Genomic DNA, 19578 nt, shown 5'->3' with positions numbered 1-19578 from the left:
GCGCGTCGATCGCCTCGGCCGACGCACCGCGACCGAGGAGACACCACCCGGTCGCGGCCTTGACGGCCCCTCAGAGACCGGCACCGGCCGCCCCGGGACCCCGACGGAGTCAAGCCAAGTCGTCCAACAGGCGTGGAAACAGAACAGCACAAGGAAGGACGCCCTCTGGACACCCACGCCGACAAGTCTCAACATGGATAAGTAGACATCCGCCGTAACGTGAGCGCACCGCGTCCTCGGCGGTGGGGGGGAGGCGCAGAGGGGTCAGCCATGTCCCAGGTCTGTTGGACCTCAGGCCGGCCGCCCGGGCGGCTACGACCGCGCACCGCTGGCACCGATGGAAGGTTCGGCCGTGCCGTGAGTCGGTGATCTCCGGCCCCTCCGCCGACATCCTTCCTCAGAGAACTGCGTCCTGAATATTTGTTCCAACGGGGTGAATATCTTGAACCAGTCGTCAGCGGCACATGACGCATCGCATGATCCGAGGATCGAGAGAGTTCCCATATCCTCCCTTCTGCCCGGTGATTCCCCGCGCTCCGAGGGACAGGACCAGAAGCACATCGCCCGGTTAGCCGAGATCGAGGAGCCACTGCCACCGATCCTCGTCGAACGCCGCAGCATGCGGGTGATAGACGGGATTCATCGCCTTCTCGCCATGGTGCTGAGAGGGCAGGAGACGATCGAGGTCGAGTTCTTCGACGGCAGTACGGAGGACGCTTTCCTCCGCGGGGTCACGGCCAATGTGACGCATGGACTTCCGCTGTCGCACGCCGACCGGAAAGCGGCGGCCGCACGGATCGTCACATCGCACCCGCATATGTCCGATCGGGCCATCGCGCGGGCCTCGGGCCTCGGGGCCAAGACCGTCGCTGCCATCCGGCGCATGTCCAGTGACGCGGGGACCTGCGTGAACGCGCGGGTCGGGAGCGACGGCAAGGTGCGTCCGCTCAACAGCGCGGAGGGACGCCTCAAGGCCGCCGAAGTGCTGGCCGAACGCCCGGAAGCCTCGTTACGAGAGGTGGCGCGGCTGGCCGGAATATCCCCGGCGACGGTGAGTGATGTACGCAAACGCATCGCGCTCGGCGAACTGCCGGTCACCGTACGGGCCGACGCGCCCGCCCCGCACAAGGACACGGATACGCCCGCCCAGGAACCGGGCGTCCGAGGCAACCGGGGCCCGAGGCGGCTCGAACAGGTCGATCCCACCCCCGTGCTCAAGAAACTCCTGCGGGATCCCTCGCTGCGCCACAACGAAGAGGGACGGAACCTGCTGCGGCTGCTCCAGCAGAACGCGCTCGCCATGTCGTCGGAACTGACCGTCGTCGTACCGCCGCATTGCCGGGAACTGGTGGTGAAGCTGGCCCGGCAATACGCCGAGACCTGGTACGAGTTCGCCATGGAACTGGACAAGCGCACGCAGGACGCGTCCCGCCGGGAGGCGTGAGCCGCCCCTCTCATCACCACCATCACCACCGCCACCACCAGGCATGATCACGTACAGCGACGGGTCCGGGTGGGGCCTCGGTTGACTCCTGTGACGGCTAACCGCTATTCATGAGCTAGCCGTTAGGGGGACGCATGCAAGACGTGGTGCTGGCGATGCTCGCGAAGGAGCCGTCGCACGGATACCACCTGCGTGAGTGGCTGCGGCGGGCGCTCGGTCCGCTCGGAGAGTCGATGAACGCGGGCCAGATCTACGTGACCCTGGCCCGCCTGGAACGAGCGGGACTGGTCGTCCGCGAACGAACGGAAGGGCCGTCCGACCGGAAGGTGTACGCACTGACACCGGCCGGACAGCAGCGGGTGACCACCTGGCTGACCGAGGTGAGCTGGCCGAAGCAGGACCTGGCCGAGCTGCACCTCAAACTCGCGGCGGCGCGAGTCGCCCGGCTCGCCGATCCGGTGGAACTGGTGGCCGCGCACCGCCGCGAGTTACTGGGGCGCCTGCGGCAGGCACAGCGCGCGCTGCTGGCCGAGCCGGACGGCTCGGCCGCCGGCCTGCTGCTGGAGGGCGTCGCTCTGCGGCTGCAGGCGGATCTGCGGTGGCTGCGGGCCTGCGAGCAATTCTGGGCAAGGGTCGAGAACAAAGCTGAGGACGAATGAACCAGTTCCACGCGGTGCTGCAGGCCCGCGACCTGTTAAGGACCCATGGCCGGGGGGAGAGCCTGGTTCACGCGGTGGACGGCGTCGACCTGGACGTCCAGGCGGGCCAGATGCTGGCCGTCATGGGCCCCAGCGGCTGCGGCAAGTCCACCCTGCTGCACCTGCTGGGCGGCCTGGAGCGGCCCACCGACGGAGAGGTGTGGCTGGACGGCCGGCGCATCGACACCCTCAGTGAACGGGCCCTGGCCCAACTGCGCCGCAAGTCGGTGGGTTTCGTCTTCCAGGCCTTCCACCTGGTCGAGGAACTGTCGGCGGCGGAGAACGTGGAACTGCCCGTGCTGCTGGCCGGACGCTCGCTGCGCACGGCCCGCCGTCGCGCGGACCAGTTGCTGGAGCAGGTGGGGCTGGACGACCGTGCCCGGCATCTGCCCTGGCAACTGTCCGGCGGGCAGCGCCAGCGGGTGGCCATCGCCCGCGCCCTGGCCAACGAGCCACTGGTGCTGCTGGCCGACGAGCCGACCGGAAACCTGGACACCGCGGCCACCCTGGACGTGCTGCGGCTCTTCGAGGACCTGCGTGCCGCGGGCCAGACCCTCGTGATCGTCACGCACGACGAGCGGGTCGCGGCCACCGCGGACCGGCTCGTGTCGATGCGCGACGGCAGACTCGTCGACGACACCTGGATGGCGGACCGCAGGCAGCCGGTGGACGGCATGCACGGATGGGAGAGCTGACCGTCATGGGCCGCATCCTGCTCGTGTTCCGTCTCGTCTGGTCCGACGTGCGCCGCCATCCCGGCCAGGCCGCGATGCTTCTCCTCTCCCTCACGGTCGCCACCGGCATGCTGGCCCTGGGCGGGTCACTGGGCGGGGCGACCGAGGCCCTCTACCGCCACACCCGCGCCGCCACGGCCGGTCCGGACGTGGTGGCGGTCTCCCCCGACAACTCCGCGGCCACGGCCCGCACTCAGGACGCGTTGACCAGCGACCCCACGGTCGTCGCGCACAGCGGTCCGTACCTCCAGTACTACTCGAAGCTCTCGGCGAAGGGCTCCACCTCGCACGTGGTGGTGACCGGCGCCGACGCCGAACCGGGCAAGGTGGACCACCCCCTGGTCACCTCCGGCACCTGGGTACGCACCGGAGGTGTCGTGGTCGAACGCGGCTTCGCCATCGCGCTGGGCGTCCACGTCGGCGACCACGTCACCGTCGCCGGCCGCTCGATGCCGGTCGTCGGGACAGCCGTGAGCGCCGCCACCACCGTCTACCCGTTCGCACAGCTGACCGGTCCCGACGGCGGGCCTAGCGACTACAGCGGCCTGGTCTGGATGAGCAAACAGGACACCAAGGCCCTGGCCGGCAAGCATCTCTCGGTGTCCTCGCTCCTCTATCTGAAACTTCGCGACCCGGACGCGACCCAGGCGTTCGTGAACGCGCACCGCGGCCCCGCGGTGTACGCGAACTTCCAGAGCTGGCAGTTCATGATCGGCCAGGACGCCACGATCATCGAGGGCAGCCAGCCCATCCTGGTCATCGGCAGCTGGCTGCTGAGCTTCCTCGCCATCGCCGGCGTGGCCACCCTCGCCGCGGGACGCGCCGCCAAGCAGACCCGCCGCGTGGGACTGCTCAAGGCCGTCGGCGCCTCCCCCGGCCTCATCGCCGCCGTCCTGCTCACCGAATACGTGACGCTGGCGCTCCTCGCCGACGCCCTCGGTCTGCTGGCCGCGCGGTTCACCCAGCCCACCATCGTCAACCCCACCGCCAGTCTGCTCACCACCACCGCCGGACCGAGCACCGGCACCATCGTCCTCACGACTGTCGTCGCCCTGGGCGTGGCCGTCCTCACCACCCTCGGCCCGACCCTGCGGGCGCTGCGCACCGAGACGGTCGCCGCGCTGTCCGACACCGCACGCCAACCCGAGCACCGGGCCCGCCTGACCCGGCTGTCCGCGATGCTGCCGGTCCCGGTCCTGCTCGGGGTGCGCCTGATCGCCCGCCGGCCCGGCCGCGCTTTCCTGCAGGCGTGCAGCATCGCCACCACCGTCATCACGATCACAGCGCTGCTGATCATCTTCGTCCAGCGCCAGGTGAGCTACGGAATCGACTCGCCCCACCTGGGCAACCTGAAGGACGCCCAGAGCCGGCACATGATAGTCGTCGTGGCCGCCGCCCTGATGATCCTCGCCGGTGTGAACACGCTGACGACCACGTGGACCACGGCGCTGGAGGCCCGGCACACCATGGCCGTCGCCCGCACGCTCGGCGCCACCCCAGGGCAGGTCACGGCCGGGCTGTCCGCCGCGCAGCTCCTGCCCACCGTGCCCGGCGCCGTCGTCGGCATCCCGCTGGGGATCGCGTTCATCTGGCCCTTCAGTGCCGCGGGGACGGTCTACCCCCCGGCGTGGTGGCTGTTGGGCGCCGCACTCGCGGTGGTCGTGACCACGGCGGCGCTCACCGCCCTGCCTGCCCGCATCGCGGCCCGGCGATCCGTCGCGGAGACCCTCAGCGCGGAAATCACCTGAACCATCCGGCCCCCGGCCCACGCTCGGGCCGGGGGCCGGCCGGTCAGGGCGCTGTCCGGCGGATGGTGGCCAGCCAGGCATGAGCCTTCGTGCCGAACCTGGGGGCGATCGCGAAGGTCTCCGGGACGATGCCGGCCACCTCCCAGCCGTCGTCGAACGCCTGGCGCAGCTCGGCCTGTGTGATGCGCCGAGGGCCGAGCGCACCCGGCTGGCGGTCGCTGAAGCACATCAGATGGCATGTGCCGCCCGACTCCGTCACGGACGTGAGGCTGCTGACATACCGCCGGCGTTCCTCGTCGTCGAGGACATGGAACATCCCCACGTCGACCACCGTGTCGTAGGTCGTGCCGAGGCTGCCGAGATCGAGCACGTCACCAACCTCCAGGCGGACCTTCAGTCCGCGTTCGTCGGCCTTCCGGCGCGCCCTGCCGACAGCGGTCGCCGAGCAGTCGATCCCGGTGACGTCGGCACCGTGCAGGGCGGCCAGCAGTGTGTGCTCGCCGGTGCCGCAGCCCGCGTCGAGCACGCGTCCGGAGAGCAGGCCGCTCTCGGCGAGCCGGACGAACGCCTCCTGAGGACGCCCGGCCTCCCAGGGCGCCTGCTCCGATGCCTGATATATCGAGTCCCAGTCCGCCGACCGTGTCACCACGCCGCAACCTCCTTCGCTACCGCCCCGGTTCCTCCGAACCGGCGGCGTTGCCCAGGCCGAGCCAGTCCGAAATGCAGGCCCAGACCTGCGCCAGCGTTTCGGGACGAGCCATCTCTGTGTGCTTGCAGGAAACGAAGAACTCCGCTACCTCACCGGAGACATGGGGCTGCCAGGCGGCCGCGCTCGACGCTTCGTCCCCCTTGTCCTCGGTGGCGGTCACGAGCAGCATGTTTCCGTCGAAGCTGCCGATTTCATGCCCAAAACTCAACGTCGCGGCGTTCCGCAGCATGCGCAGGGCGCCGGGCCTGCGATTGTTCTCCTCCCCGGCGAACTCCGCCGCGGCGACGCCATCAGGATCGGTCCGCGTCTCTTCTCGGACCTGGCCGGCGGGTTCCGGGTCGCCCTTCTTGAACGGCACGGCGTCCATGGAGACCAGCGCGCCGACCTCATGGCCTGCCGCTCGCAACTGGACGGCGATCTCGTGGGCGATGATTCCGCCGAACGACCATCCCAGCAGGTGGTAGGGGCCGGATTCCTGCACCGACCGCATCTGCCTGATGTAGTCGGCCGCCATTTCCTTGACCGAGCCCGCCAGGTCGCCCGTGTCGTTCACGCCGCGGGCCTGGAGACCGTAGAGCGGATACTCTTCCGGCGCGTAATGGGTCAGCGGTATGTAGCACCAGCTGAGTCCGCCGGCCGGGTGGACGCAGAAGAACGGTGGTTTGGTCCCCGAGGGCCGAATCGGGAAGAGGACATCGAACTCGTTGCCCTCGTACGGCAGATCCATTCGGGTGACGAGCCCAGCGGGGGTCGGGGCCTCGAACACCGCGCGTACGGAGAGGTTGAATCCGTGCAGGCGTAGTCGCTGTGTCAGTGATATCGCCAGAAGCGAGTGCCCGCCGAGTTCGAAGAAGCTGTCGTCGGCGTTGACGCGGTCGACACCGAGAACGTCGGCGAAGACCTCGCACATGAGCTCTTCGGCCGCTGTCACCGGCGCACGGCCGCTGCCGACGGTTCCGTATTCCGGTGCGGGGAGTGCGGCGCGGTCGAGTTTGCCGTGGGCGGTCAGTGGCAGGTCGTCCAGGAGCACGACCGCGGCGGGCACCATGTACTCCGGCAACCGCTCAGCGGCGAACGCCCGCAACACACCCGGCAGACCACCAGACGCAGCCCCCTCGGCCGCCACCACATACGCCACCAGCCGCTTGTCCCCCGGCACATCCTCACGCGCCACCACCACCGCCCGGCCCACCCCCTCATGAGCCACCAACACCGCCTCGACCTCCCCCGGCTCCACCCGCCGCCCCCGCACCTTCACCTGATCATCCGCCCGACCCACAAAGACAAGCTCACCCCCAGCAGTCCACCGCACCAGATCACCCGTCCGATACATCCGCTCACCCACCCCACCGAACGGACACGCCACAAACCGCTCCGCCGTCAACCCCCCACGACCCAGATACCCCCGCGCCAACCCCACCCCCGCCACATACAACTCCCCCACCACACCCGGAGGCACCAACCCCAACCCACCATCCAGCACAAACACCCGCGTCCCGAACACCGGACCACCGATCGCCACCCGCCCAGCCGACACATCACACCGCCACAACGACACATCAACCGTCGTCTCCGTCGGCCCATACGAATTGAACATCACCCGCCCCGCCGACCACCGCTCCATCACCTCACGCGGACACTCCTCACCCGCAGCGATCACCACCACACCCGACCCCACACTCCCCTCATCCATCACCGCCAACACCGCCGGCGGCAACGTCACATGCGTCACCCCCTCCCGACCCAAAAACTCCGCCAACCCCTCACCCAACCGCTCCTCCTCCGGCACCACCACCAACACCGCCCCCGTCAACAACCCCATCGACCACTCCCACCCGAACGTGTCAAAACCCGGCGACGCAAACTGCCCCACCCGACACCCCGGACCCACCCCCAACAACCCCCGATGACCCGCCACCAAACTCCCAAACCCCCCATGAGACACCACCACACCCTTCGGCACCCCCGTCGACCCCGACGTATACAACACATACGCCGCCGAACCAGCCGACACCACCACCGACCCCACCCCACCCACATCCACACCCGCCAACTCCGCCACCACCACCGGATCATCCACACACACCACCGGCACACCCGAATCCCGCGGAACCACCCCCACCACACCAGAAACCGACACCACACACACCGGCCCCGCATCCGCCAGCATGAACGCGACCCGCTCCACCGGATACGACGGATCCACCAGCAAATACGCACCCCCCGCCTTCAACACCCCCAACAACGCCACAAACAGGTCAACCGACCGCTCCATCACGATCGCCACCACCGACTCAAGCCCCACCCCACGCCCCACCAACAACCCCGCCAACCGCGACGCCCGCTCATCCAACTCCCCATACGACAACTCCTCACCCCCACACACCACCGCCACCGCACCCGGAGCACGCCCCACCTGCTCAGCAAACAACTCCGCCACCGACACGCCCGAAACCAACTCCGTGTCATTCCACTCGGTGAGAATCTGCCGTCGCTCGCTCTCCGACAGCACCTCCACCTCGCTCAGCCCCACTCCGGCACCCTCGTCGCCCAGTGCCGTCACCAGCCCGTCCACCACGGTCCGCAGCAGACCGCACACCAAACCCGCATCCCCCGGCTCCACGACATCCACCGTCACCCCAAAACCAACCCCGAGATCATCAACCGCCACGGCCAACGGATAGTTGGTCCGTTCCAGGGTGAGGAGAGTTCTCATTCCGGCCAGACCACCGGCCGCGCCGCCGTTCCCGCGGCCCGTCGGCCGGCTCGTGTAGCGGTAGTTGAAGAGTGAGGTGAACAGGGGAGTCGAGGGCTGGACACCGCTGGCTTGCTGCGCCAGGGCCAAGGGGGCGTGTTCATGCACCAGCAGACCTGCCAGCTGGGACTGCATGGCCCTGATCGCGTCGACCGCGCCATGAGCCGCGGTGTCCAGCCGTACCGGCAGGGTGTTCATGAACGGGCCGGGGATCCGCTCCGCGCCCCGACCCGCGTTCATGCGGCCCAGCAGCACCGTCCCGAACACCACGTCCGTACGGCCGGACAGGCTCGCCAGCACCCGCGCCCACGCCACATGGAACAGCGTCGCCGGACTCACGCCGAGCCGGCTTGCCTGTTCCCGGATCCGCTCGGCCAGTCCGTCCTCCAGGGTCAGCCGCGCCGACCGCACTCCGGTTCCGTCGCCATGGGCGTCGGACAGGCCGAACGGCAGCGTCGGCTCCGTCACGTCACCCAGCAGACCCGCGAAGTACTCCTCGTGCTCCTGACGGGACACGCCCAGCCGGGCCTGTGCCACGAAGTCACGGAACGGCAAGGGCTCCGGCAACTCGTCACCGCGTCCGGCCATGAACGCGGCGACCTCACCGAGGACCACTTCCAGCGCGGTGTGGTCCTGGAGCAGGTGATGCACCTGCACCAACGCCAGCCACCGGTCGCCGCCCGGCTCCGCCGCCACATGCACCCGCAGCAACGGCGCCCGCCGAAGATCAAGCCATTCGCCCGCCACGGCCAGCAACCCGGCCACCGGATCAGCCTCGTTCGCCGGCAGCGTCACCTCCGTCACCGGGACGACCGCACGACGCCGCACCACCTGCACCGGCTCCGGCAACCCCTCCCACACCAACGCCGTCCGGTAGATGTCATGCCGGTCCACGACCCGCTGCAACGCCGACAGGAACCCGTCCAGCCGCTCACGACCGTCGAAGGCCACCACTGTCGGGACCAGGTACACGTCCGCCTCACCAGGACGGGCGAACAGATGGTGAAAGAAGATGCCTTCCTGTACGGGCGCCAGCGGATACACGTCCGCCACGTTCGCCGCGCCGCCCTCGACCGCCGCACAGACCAACTCCACCTGCGCGGGCGACAGATCAACGAGCGGGAGCATCTCCGGCGTGATCGCCTCCGCACCGTCCGGGATCCCGTTCGCCGGCACCTCCACCACACCACCGACGCCACCAGCCGCGGCCAGCGCCGCCGGAGTGGGCGACTCGAACAACACCCGCACCGACACCCCGAACCCGCGCTCACGCAACCGCTGCACCAACGACACCGCCAACAGCGAATGCCCACCCAACTCGAAGAAGTTGTCCTCCACCCCCACCCGCTCAAGACCCAGCACCTCGGCGAAGACCGCGCACACGAGTTCCTCAGCCACCGTGGCGGGCCCCCGACCACCAGCCGAGCCGTACTCCGGCTCCGGCAGAGCGGCCCGGTCCACCTTCCCGTTCACCATCAGCGGCAGTGCGTCCAGCACCATCACCGCCGACGGCACCATGTACTCCGGCAACCGCCGGCCCGCATACGCACGCAGCTCACCGGACAGGTCATCGTCCGCCCCGGTGACACCGTCGGGAACGACATAGGCGACCAGGCGCCTGTCGTTGAGGGCGTCCTCGCGGGCGACCACCAGTGCCTGCGACACCGCCGGATGCGTCGCCAAGGCGGACGCGACCTCACCCGGCTCGATCCGGAACCCCCGTACCTTCACCTGATCATCAGCGCGTCCCACGAAGACGAGCTGGCCCTCTGAGGTCCAGCGCGCCAGATCCCCGGTCCGGTACATCCGCTCACCCGGCCCACCGAACGGACACGCCACGAACCGCTCCGCCGTCAATCCCGTACGGCCGTGGTATCCCCGGGCCAGGCCTGTCCCCGCGATGTACAACTCCCCGGCCACACCGGGCGCCACCGGCTGCAAGAACCGGTCGAGGAGGTAGACGCGAGCGTTGTCGACGGGCCGGCCGATCGGGACACTGCCGCCCTCGGCTCCCGGAAGACCGGCGTGCCAGGAAGTCGTGTCGACGGTGGCCTCGGTGGGCCCGTACAGGTTGTGCACGGCCACGTCCAGCAGACCCGTGATCCGCTCGTACAACCCGCTCGACAGCGCCTCGCCACCGGAGAGCACCATCCGCAGGCTTCGGCAGTCCGCCGCCGCGGGCTCGGCCGCGAACGCCGTCAGCAGGGAAGGAACGAAGTGCGCGGCGGTGACCCGCTCACGCCGGATCAGATCCGCGAGGTAGGCCGGATCACGGTGTTCTCCCGGTGCGGCGACCACGAGTGCCGCCCCTGCCATCAGCGGCCACCACAGTTCCCACACCGAGGCGTCGAACCCGAACGGCGTCTTGTACAGCACGCGGTCCTGCGGCTCCAGGTCGAACTGCCGTTGCGCCCACATCAGGTGGTTGGCCAATCCGCCGTGTGTGACGACCACGCCCTTCGGCCGGCCCGTCGACCCCGACGTGTACATCACATACGCCGCATCCCCCGGCTCCGGCACCACCCCCACCGGTGCCATCGGCCTTTCAGCCACCTCCGTACCATCCACCACCACCGCAAGCCCGTCCGGCAACCGGTCCGCCAACCCCCCGCTCACCACCACACACACCGGCCCCGCATCACCCAACATGAACTCCAAACGCTCCGCCGGATACTCCGGATCCACCGGCAGATACGCGGCACCCGCCTTCCACACCCCCAGCAACGCCACCACCACATCCACCGACCGCTCCACCATCACCCCCACCACCGACTCACGCCCCACCCCACGCGCCACCAACACCCCAGCCAGCCGCGACGCCCGCTCGTCCAACTCCGCATACGTCACCTGCTCATCCCCATCCACCACCGCCACCGCATCCGGAGTCCGCACCACCTGCTCTCCGAAACGCACCGGCGCCACATCCGCCGCCCCCACCACACCCGTGTCGTTCCAACCCACCAGCACCCGGTTCCGCTCGCCCTGCGACAACACGTCGACCTCGTGAACCCGCAGGTGCGCGTTGGCCGCCACGGCCGTCAACGCCCGCACATACCGATCAGCGAACGCCTCCACAGTGGCCGGATCGAACAGATCCGCCGACCCGGTCAACGAACCCCGCACCCCGCCGGGACGGCCCTCCACCGTGACCTCGCCCAAGGTCACGTTCATGTCGAACCTCGCCGCCATCTCACCGGCAGTGAGCGGTGCGGCCCGCAGGTCGCCCAGGTCAAGGCTGGCGCCGGCGATGTTCTGCACAGTGAGCATCACCTGGAACAGCGGATGCCGTACCAGCGACCGGTCGGGGGCCAGCAGCTCCACCAGCCGCTCGAACGGCACCTCCTGGTGGTCGAGGGCCGCAAGGCTTGTTTCGCGCACCCGCTCCAGCAACTCGGCGAACGTCGGATCGCCCGAGACATCGGTCCGCAGTACCAGCGTGTTCACGAAGAACCCGACGAGGTCGTCCAGCGCCTGATCGGTCCGTCCGGCCACCGCAGTGCCGACCGGGATGTCCTCCCCCGCACCCAGCCGTGACAGCAGCACCGCCAGACCGGCCTGGAGCAGCATGAACATCGTCACGCCGTGCTCGCGAGCAAGTGCGGACAACTGCGCGTGCACCTCCGCGGGGATGTCGAGGGCGACGGTGTGACCGCGGTGGGAGACAGTGGTCGGACGAGGCCGGTCCAGAGGCAGGGCGAGTTCCGCGGGAGCCCCCGCCAGTGCCTCCCGCCAGTAACCGACCTGGCCGGCGAGCAGGCTGTCCGGGTCTTCTTCGCTGCCGAGCAGGTCCCGCTGCCACAGGGTGTAGTCCGCGTACTGCACCGGCAGCGGCTCCCACTCCGGCGCCCGGCCCTCACACCGCGCCGCGTACGCCCTGGACACGTCACGGGCCAGCGGACCCATCGACCAGCCGTCCCCTGCGATGTGATGCAACACCACCACCAGCACCGTCGAGTCCGAACCCATCCGGATCAACAGCGCACGGAGCGGAATCTCCACCGACAGGTCGAAGCCGTGCCGGGTCTCGACCGCCACCAGCTCGTCGGCCTCCTCCCGGCCGGCGGCCTCCGCGACCCGTACGATCTCTCCGATCTCGGCCACGTCACGCACCCGCTGGTACGGTTCGCCGTCGTCGCCGGGGAACACCGTGCGCAACACTTCATGCCGCGCGGCGACATCCGTCAGCGCCATCGTCAGCGCGGCGACGTTCACCTGGCCGTCCAGGCGCAGCACCACCGGCAGGTTGTACGTCGGACTCGGCCCCTCCAACTGCGCCAGAAACCACAACCGCCGCTGCGCGAACGACAACGGCACCCGCTCAGGCCGCTCCCGAGGCGCCAGACTCACCCGCGCCGACCCCGCACCACCGACCCGCACCGCCAACTCGGCCGGAGTCGGCGCCTCGAACAGCTCCCGCACGCCCAACTCGACACCGAACACCGACCGGGCCCGCGACACCAGTCGCGTCGCCAACAGCGAATGCCCACCGAGTTCGAAGAAGTTGTCCTCCGCCCCCACCTGTTCAAGGCCGAGGACCTCGGCGAAGACCCCACACATGAGCTCTTCGGCCACAGTGGCGGGCCCCCGCCCGCGGCCGGACCCCGAGTACTCCGGTGCGGGGAGTGCGGCGCGGTCGAGTTTGCCGTGGGCGGTCAGTGGCAGGTCGTCCAGGAGCACGACCGCGGCGGGCACCATGTACTCCGGCAACCGCTCAGCGGCGAACGCCCGCAACACACCCGGCAGACCACCAGACGCAGCCCCCTCGGCCGCCACCACATACGCCACCAGCCGCTTGTCCCCCGGCACATCCTCACGCGCCACCACCACCGCCCGGCCCACCCCCTCATGAGCCACCAACACCGCCTCGACCTCCCCCGGCTCCACCCGCCGCCCCCGCACCTTCACCTGATCATCCGCCCGACCCACAAAGACAAGCTCACCCCCAGCAGTCCACCGCACCAGATCACCCGTCCGATACATCCGCTCACCCACCCCACCGAACGGACACGCCACAAACCGCTCCGCCGTCAACCCCCCACGACCCAGATACCCCCGCGCCAACCCCACCCCCGCCACATACAACTCCCCCACCACACCCGGAGGCACCAACCCCAACCCACCATCCAGCACAAACACCCGCGTCCCGAACACCGGACCACCGATCGCCACCCGCCCAGCCGACACATCACACCGCCACAACGACACATCAACCGTCGTCTCCGTCGGCCCATACGAATTGAACATCACCCGCCCCGCCGACCACCGCTCCATCACCTCACGCGGACACTCCTCACCCGCAGCAATCACCACCACACCCGACCCCACACTCCCCTCATCCATCACCGCCAACACCGCCGGCGGCAACGTCACATGCGTCACCCCCTCCCGACCCAAAAACTCCGCCAACCCCTCACCCAACCGCTCCTCCTCCGGCACCACCACCAACACCGCCCCCGTCAACAACCCCATCGACCACTCCCACCCGAACGTGTCAAAACCCGGCGACGCAAACTGCCCCACCCGACACCCCGGACCCACCCCCAACAACCCCCGATGACCCGCCACCAAACTCCCAAACCCCCCATGAGACACCACCACACCCTTCGGCACCCCCGTCGACCCCGACGTATACAACACATACGCCGCCGAACCAGCCGACACCACCACCGACCCCACCCCACCCACATCCACACCCGCCAACTCCGCCACCACCACCGGATCATCCACACACACCACCGGCACACCCACCGGAAGACCCCCCGCGCCCGCCCGCGTCGTCACCACACACACCGGCCCCGCATCCGCCAGCATGAACGCGACCCGCTCCACCGGATACGACGGATCCACCAGCAAATACGCACCCCCCGCCTTCAACACCCCCAACAACGCCACAAACAGGTCAACCGACCGCTCCATCACGATCGCCACCACCGACTCAAGCCCCACCCCACGCCCCACCAACAACCCCGCCAACCGCGACGCCCGCTCATCCAACTCCCCATACGACAACTCCTCACCCCCACACACCACCGCCACCGCACCCGGAGCACGCCCCACCTGCTCAGCAAACAACTCCGCCACCGATGCCCCGGACCCCGGACCCCCATCACCCCACTCGGTCAGCACCCGCCCACGCTCGCCCTCCGGCAACACACCCATCCCGGCCAACGGCGCCCCAGCCGCCTCAGCGCCCAGTGCCGTCACCAGCCCCTCCACCACGGTCCGCAGCAGACCGCACACCAACCCCGCATCCCCCGGCTCCACGACATCCACCGTCACCCCAAAACCAACCCCCAGATCATCAACCGCCACAGCCAACGGGTAATTGGTGCGTTCCTGGGCCAGGAACATCCGCATCCCCTGACCTCCGACCGGCCTGTCGGTGTCCCTGGTGCGCCCGCTGTGGCGGTAGTTGAACAGGGAGGTGAACAGCGGAGCCGGCGCGGGTACACCGCTGGCCTTCTGCGCGAGCACCAGCGGCGCGTGCTCATGCACCAGCAGACCTGCCAGCTGGGACTGCATGGCCCTGACCGCGTCGACCGCGCCATGAGCCGCGGTGTCCAGCCGTACCGGCAGGGTGTTCATGAACGGGCCGGGGATCCGCTCCGCGCCCCGACCCGCGTTCATGCGGCCCAGCAGCACCGTCCCGAACACCACGTCCGTACGGCCGGACAGACTCGCCAGCACCCGCGCCCACGCCACATGGAACAACGTCGCCGGACTCACTCCCAGCCCACGGGCCACCTCACGCACCTGCTCCGCGAGACCGTCCTCCAGGGTCAACCGAGCCTGCTTCAGGCCGGTACCGTCACCATGGGCGTCGGACAGGCCGAACGGCAGCGTCGGCTCCGTCACATCACCCAGCAGACCCGCGAAGTACTCCTCGTGCTCCTGACGGGACACGCCCAGCCGCGCCTGCGCCACGAAGTCACGGAACGGCAGCGGCACCGGCAACTCGTCCCCACGCCCCGCCATCAGCGCCGCGACCTCACCCATCACCACTTCCAGCCCGGTGTGGTCCTGGAGCAGGTGATGCACCTGCACCAACGCCAGCCACCGGCCACTTCCCGGCTCCGCCGCCACATGCACCCGCAGCAACGGCGCCCGCCGAAGATCAAGCCACTCGCCCGCCACGGCCAGCAACCCGGCCACCGGATCCGCCCCGTTCGCCGGCAGCGTCACCTCCGTCACCGGGACGACCGCACGACGCCGCACCACCTGCACCGGCTCCGGCAACCCCTCCCACACCACGCCTGTCCGGTAGATGTCATGCCGGTCCACGACCCGCTGCAACGCCGACAGGAACCCGTCCAGCCGCGCACGCCCGTCGAACGCAAGCGTCATCGGCGCCAGGTACACATCCGCAGTGCCAGGCCCGGCCATCAGGTGGTGGAAGAAGATGCCCTCCTGCAACGGGGCCAGCGGATACACGTCCGCCACGTTCGCCGCCCCACCCTCCACCGCCGCACACACCAACTCCACCTGCGCGGGCGACAGATCCACCAACGGCAGCATCTCCGGCGCGATCACCTCCGCACCCTCCGGGATCCCGTTCGCCGGCACCTCCACCACACCACCGACACCACCACCACCACCCGCCACCGCCAACCGCTCCGGCGTAGGCGCCTCGAACAACGCCCGCACCGACACCCCCACCCCCCGCTCACGCAACCGCTGCACCAACGACACCGCCAACAGCGAATGCCCACCCAACTCGAAGAAGTTGTCCTCCACCCCCACCCGCTCAAGACCCAGCACCTCAGCAAACGCCTCGCAGACGATCTCCTCAGCCACTGTGACAGGACCCCGACCGCCACCAGCCGAGCCGTACTCCGGCGCCGGCAGAGCGGCCCGGTCCACCTTCCCGTTCACCGACAACGGCACCGCGTCCAGCACCACCACCGCCGACGGCACCATGTACTCCGGCAACCGATCAGCGGCGAACGCCCGCACCCCCGCAGGCAGACCGTCGGCAGCAGCCCCCTCGGCCGCCACCACGTACGCCACCAACTGCCTGCCGCCAACATCCTCACGAGCCACCACCACCGCCTGTCCCACCTGCGGATGAGCAGCCACCACCGCCTCGACCTCGCCCGGCTCCACCCGGAACCCCCGCACCTTCACCTGATCATCCACGCGCCCAACGAACACCAGCTCACCATCCGCGGACCAGCGCGCCAGATCCCCCGTCCGGTACATCCGCTCACCCGGCCCACCGAACGGACACGCCACAAACCGCTCCGCCGTCAACGCCGGACGACCCAGATACCCCCGCGCCAGACCCGCCCCGGCCACATACAGCTCCCCCGCCACTCCCGGCGGAACCGGCCGCAGCCACCGGTCCAACACATACGTGCGCATGTTCGCCACGGGCCTGCCGACCGGCGGTGCGACAACGGGATCGCCCTCCACCGAGGTGGTGGTGACCATGACCGTCGCCTCGGTCGGCCCGTACGTGTTGACCAGGTGCCGACCGTCCGCCCACACCCGCGCCAGCTCGGCGGTGAGCAACTCGCCGCCCACCAGCACACGTCGCAGGGAAGCCACCGCGTCCGGGTCCATGACTGCCAGCAGCGAGGGAACCACACTCGCCACCGACACCTCCGCCCTGTTCACTGCGTCCGCCAGCAGCACGGGGTCCCCGCGTTCCGCCGTGGTCGCCACCATCAGCCGCCCGCCGGACGCCAGTGTCACGGCCATGTCCAACACCGAGCCGTCAAAGCCGAACGACGCGAACTGGAGCATCCCCGTCCCGGGCCCGACCCCGGCCACCGGACCCAGGGCCGCCACCAGATGCACCACGGCGGTGTGAGAGACCACCACGCCCTTCGGCCGTCCCGTCGAGCCCGACGTGTACATCACGTACGCCGCCGCATCCGGCCGTCCCGGCAGCGGCTCCTTGGCGGGTTCCGCCGCCTGCCCGAGCTCGTCCACCCGCAGTACCGGTGCGGAGATCTCCGGCGGCAGCGTCTCCGCCAGGTCGCTGGTGGTCACCACGCACGCGGGCCCCGCGTCCGCCAGTATCGCCGCCACCCGCCCTGCCGGGAGCGACGGATCAGCGAACAGATAGGCGCCTCCCGCCTTCCACACCCCTACCATCGCGGCCACCACGTCCGCCGACCGCCGCATCACCAGGGCCACCAGCGACTCGGCGCCGACGCCCAGTTCGGTCAGCGCCGCCGCCAGCCGCGATGCCCGCTCGTCGATCTCCGCGTACGTCAACTGCTCATCCCCGCAGATCACCGCCACCGCACCTGGATCAGCAGCCACCCGCTGGGCGAACAACACCGGCCAGGTCACCTCCGCGACCGGCACCGCAGTGTCGTTCCAGTCCGTCACCACCTGCTGCCGTTCGGCAGCCGACAGTACCGGCACCCGGCTGACCCGCACCTGAACGTCGGTGGCAACGGCCTCCAGTACCCGTGCCAGTCGCTCGGTGAGCAGGGTGACCGTCTCCGCGTCGAACAGGTCCGCCGCCCCGGTCACCGACCCCCGCAGCCCCAGCTGACGGCCCTCGTCGTCGACCACCTCACTGACCGTCACATCCAGATCGAACTTCGCCGGCGCCGGGCCGGCGGCCATCGGCGCCACCTGGAGGCCGGGCAGCTCCAGGCTGGCCTGCCCCAGGTTCTGGACGGTGAGCATGACCTGGAACAGCGGGTGGCGAGAGAGCGACCGGTCCGGGGCCAGCAGTTCCACCAGCCGCTCGAACGGCACATCCTGATGCTCCACAGCGGCCAGGCTGGTCTCCCGCACCCGCTCCAGCAGCCCCGCGAAGGTGGGGTCACCCGACACATCGGTGCGCAGCGCGAGTGTGTTGACGAAGAACCCCACGAGGTCTTCCAGCGCCTGGTCCGTGCGGCCCGCCACCGCCGTACCGATCGGGATGTCCTCACCCGCGCCCAGCCGGGACAGCAGTACCGCCAGCGCCGCCTGCACCACCATGAACAGCGTGACACCCTGCTCACGCGCCAACGCGACCAGCCGCGCATGCACCTCGGCAGGAACATCGAGAGCCACCGTGTGACCCCGGTGCGACGCCACCACCGGACGCGGCCGGTCCACCGGCAGCTCCAGCTCCTGCGGAGTCTCCGCGAGCGACTTCCGCCAGTACGTCACCTGCCGGGACAGGACGCTCCCGGGGTCGCCCTCGCTGCCGAGCAGCCCGTGCTGCCAGAGGGTGTAGTCGGCGTACTGGAACGGCAGTTGCTCCCATCCCGGCTCACGCCCTTCACACCGCGCCGTATACGCCACGGACAAGTCACGGCCCAGCGGCCCCATCGACCAGCCGTCCCCCGCGATGTGATGCAACACCACCACGAGCACATGCGCGTCCGGGCCGGTCTCGATCAGCAGAGCCCGCAGCGGGGTCTCCACCGCCAGGTCGAACCCGTACCTCGTCTCGGCCGCCACCAGAGCCGCCACGTCGTCCTCGGTGGCGGAAGTGACCAGGCGCATGGTCTCCGCCAGCGCGCCCATGTCGAGCACACGCTGGCACGGCTCCCCGTCCGGCGCAGGGAATACGGTCCGCAGCACCTCGTGCCGCTCCACCACGTCACGCAGGGCCGCCCGCAGCGCCCCGGTGTCCAGCCGCCCGGTCAGGCGGAGCACGATCGGCATGTTGTACGTGGAGCTGGAGCCGTCCAGCTGGGCCAGGAACCACAACCGCCGCTGCGCGAACGACAGCGGCATCCGATCGGGCCGCTCCGCGTGCCGTACCAGGCCTGCGCGCGAAGGACCCGCGGCGCCGATCCGCACCGCCAGACCCGCCGGCGTCGGAGCCTCGAAGAGGGCCCGCACGCTCAACTCGACGTCGAACACCGAACGCACCCTCGACACCAACCGCATGGCAAGCAGCGAATGGCCGCCCAGTTCGAAGAAGTTCCCGTCCACGCCCACACGGTCCACGCCCAGCACGTCGGCGAAGGCCCCGCACATGATCTCTTCGACGACGGTCGCGGGCGCACGCCCGCCATCGGTCCTCGCGTACACCGGCAGCGGCAGTGCGGCCCGGTCCACCTTCTCGTTCGCCGACAGCGGCAACGCGTCCAGCACCACCACAGCGGACGGGACCAGGTATTCCGGCAGCCGCTGCTCCGCGTAGGCCCGCAGATCCGCGGTCAGGAGCCGATCCTCCGCAGCGACGTCTCCGCCCTCGGGCACCACGTAGGCGACGAGGCGCTTGTCGCCGGGGGTGTCCTCACGGGCGATGACGACAGCCTGGGCGACACCGGGATGGGCGGCCAGGGCCTGCTCGACCTCAGCGGGCTCGACCCGGAACCCCCGGATCTTCACCTGCTCGTCCGCGCGTCCCACGAAGACGAGCTCACCGCCCGCGGTCCAGCGGGCCAGATCCCCCGTCCGGTACATCCGCTCACCAGGAGCCCCGAACGGACACGCCACAAAACGCTCCGCCGTCAGGGCCGACTGGGCCTGATAACCCCGGGCCAGACCAGCCCCCGCCACATACAACTCCCCCGCAACCCCGGG

Annotated in this window: 6 protein-coding genes (1 of these 6 running past the window's edge); 4 read left to right on the top strand and 2 right to left on the bottom strand. The window is 69.7% G+C overall.

What is annotated here, in order from left to right; all coding sequences use genetic code 11:
• Positions 1-442: 442 nt before the first annotated feature.
• From OHB00_RS44910 to OHB00_RS44895, 4 genes are all read left to right on the top strand, one after another.
• Positions 443-1444 carry a transcriptional regulator gene (locus OHB00_RS44910; RefSeq protein WP_406443886.1) on the top strand — a complete coding sequence of 334 codons (1002 nt, stop codon included), beginning with the start codon at positions 443-445 and terminating at the stop codon, positions 1442-1444.
• 134 nt (positions 1445-1578) lie between these two features.
• On the top strand, positions 1579-2103 hold the full coding sequence (locus tag OHB00_RS44905; RefSeq protein ID WP_406443884.1) for a helix-turn-helix transcriptional regulator: 525 nt from the start codon (positions 1579-1581) through the stop codon (positions 2101-2103).
• On the top strand, positions 2100-2837 hold the full coding sequence (locus tag OHB00_RS44900) for an ABC transporter ATP-binding protein (RefSeq protein ID WP_406443882.1): 738 nt from the start codon (positions 2100-2102) through the stop codon (positions 2835-2837). Before OHB00_RS44905 ends, OHB00_RS44900 begins: the two co-directional genes overlap by 4 nt.
• Complete coding sequence (locus tag OHB00_RS44895) at positions 2825-4624, top strand: FtsX-like permease family protein (RefSeq protein ID WP_406443880.1); 1800 nt, start codon at positions 2825-2827, stop codon at positions 4622-4624. The genes OHB00_RS44900 and OHB00_RS44895 overlap by 13 nt, the downstream gene beginning before the upstream one ends.
• Positions 4625-4667: 43 nt before the next feature.
• Here OHB00_RS44895 and OHB00_RS44890 read toward each other — a convergent pair whose 3' ends face one another.
• Entirely contained in the window at positions 4668-5273 is a 606-nt protein-coding gene (locus OHB00_RS44890) for a class I SAM-dependent methyltransferase (protein ID WP_406443878.1), read from the bottom strand.
• A 16-nt stretch (positions 5274-5289) separates the two neighbouring features.
• Positions 5290-19578, bottom strand: partial view of a non-ribosomal peptide synthase/polyketide synthase gene (locus OHB00_RS44885; protein ID WP_406443876.1) — the 3' portion only. Its footprint extends 8799 nt past the window's final position; only the last 14289 of its 23088 coding nucleotides appear in the window; its start codon lies off the right edge, out of view — the gene reads right to left on this strand; it ends in the stop codon at positions 5290-5292.

It is taken from the genome of Streptomyces sp. NBC_00631, assembly GCF_045206895.1.
Classification (GTDB): Bacteria; Actinomycetota; Actinomycetes; order Streptomycetales; family Streptomycetaceae; genus Streptomyces.
The sequence above is the reverse complement of the archived record's forward strand: the minus strand, read 5'-3'. Positions and strand labels throughout refer to the sequence as shown.

Coding starts and splice junctions, on each gene's coding strand:
- OHB00_RS44905 (WP_406443884.1), top strand. CDS start 1,579: ATGCAAGACGTGGTGCTGGCGATGCTCGCGAAGGAGCCGTCGCACGGA.
- OHB00_RS44895 (WP_406443880.1), top strand. CDS start 2,825: ATGGGAGAGCTGACCGTCATGGGCCGCATCCTGCTCGTGTTCCGTCTC.
- OHB00_RS44900 (WP_406443882.1), top strand. CDS start 2,100: ATGAACCAGTTCCACGCGGTGCTGCAGGCCCGCGACCTGTTAAGGACC.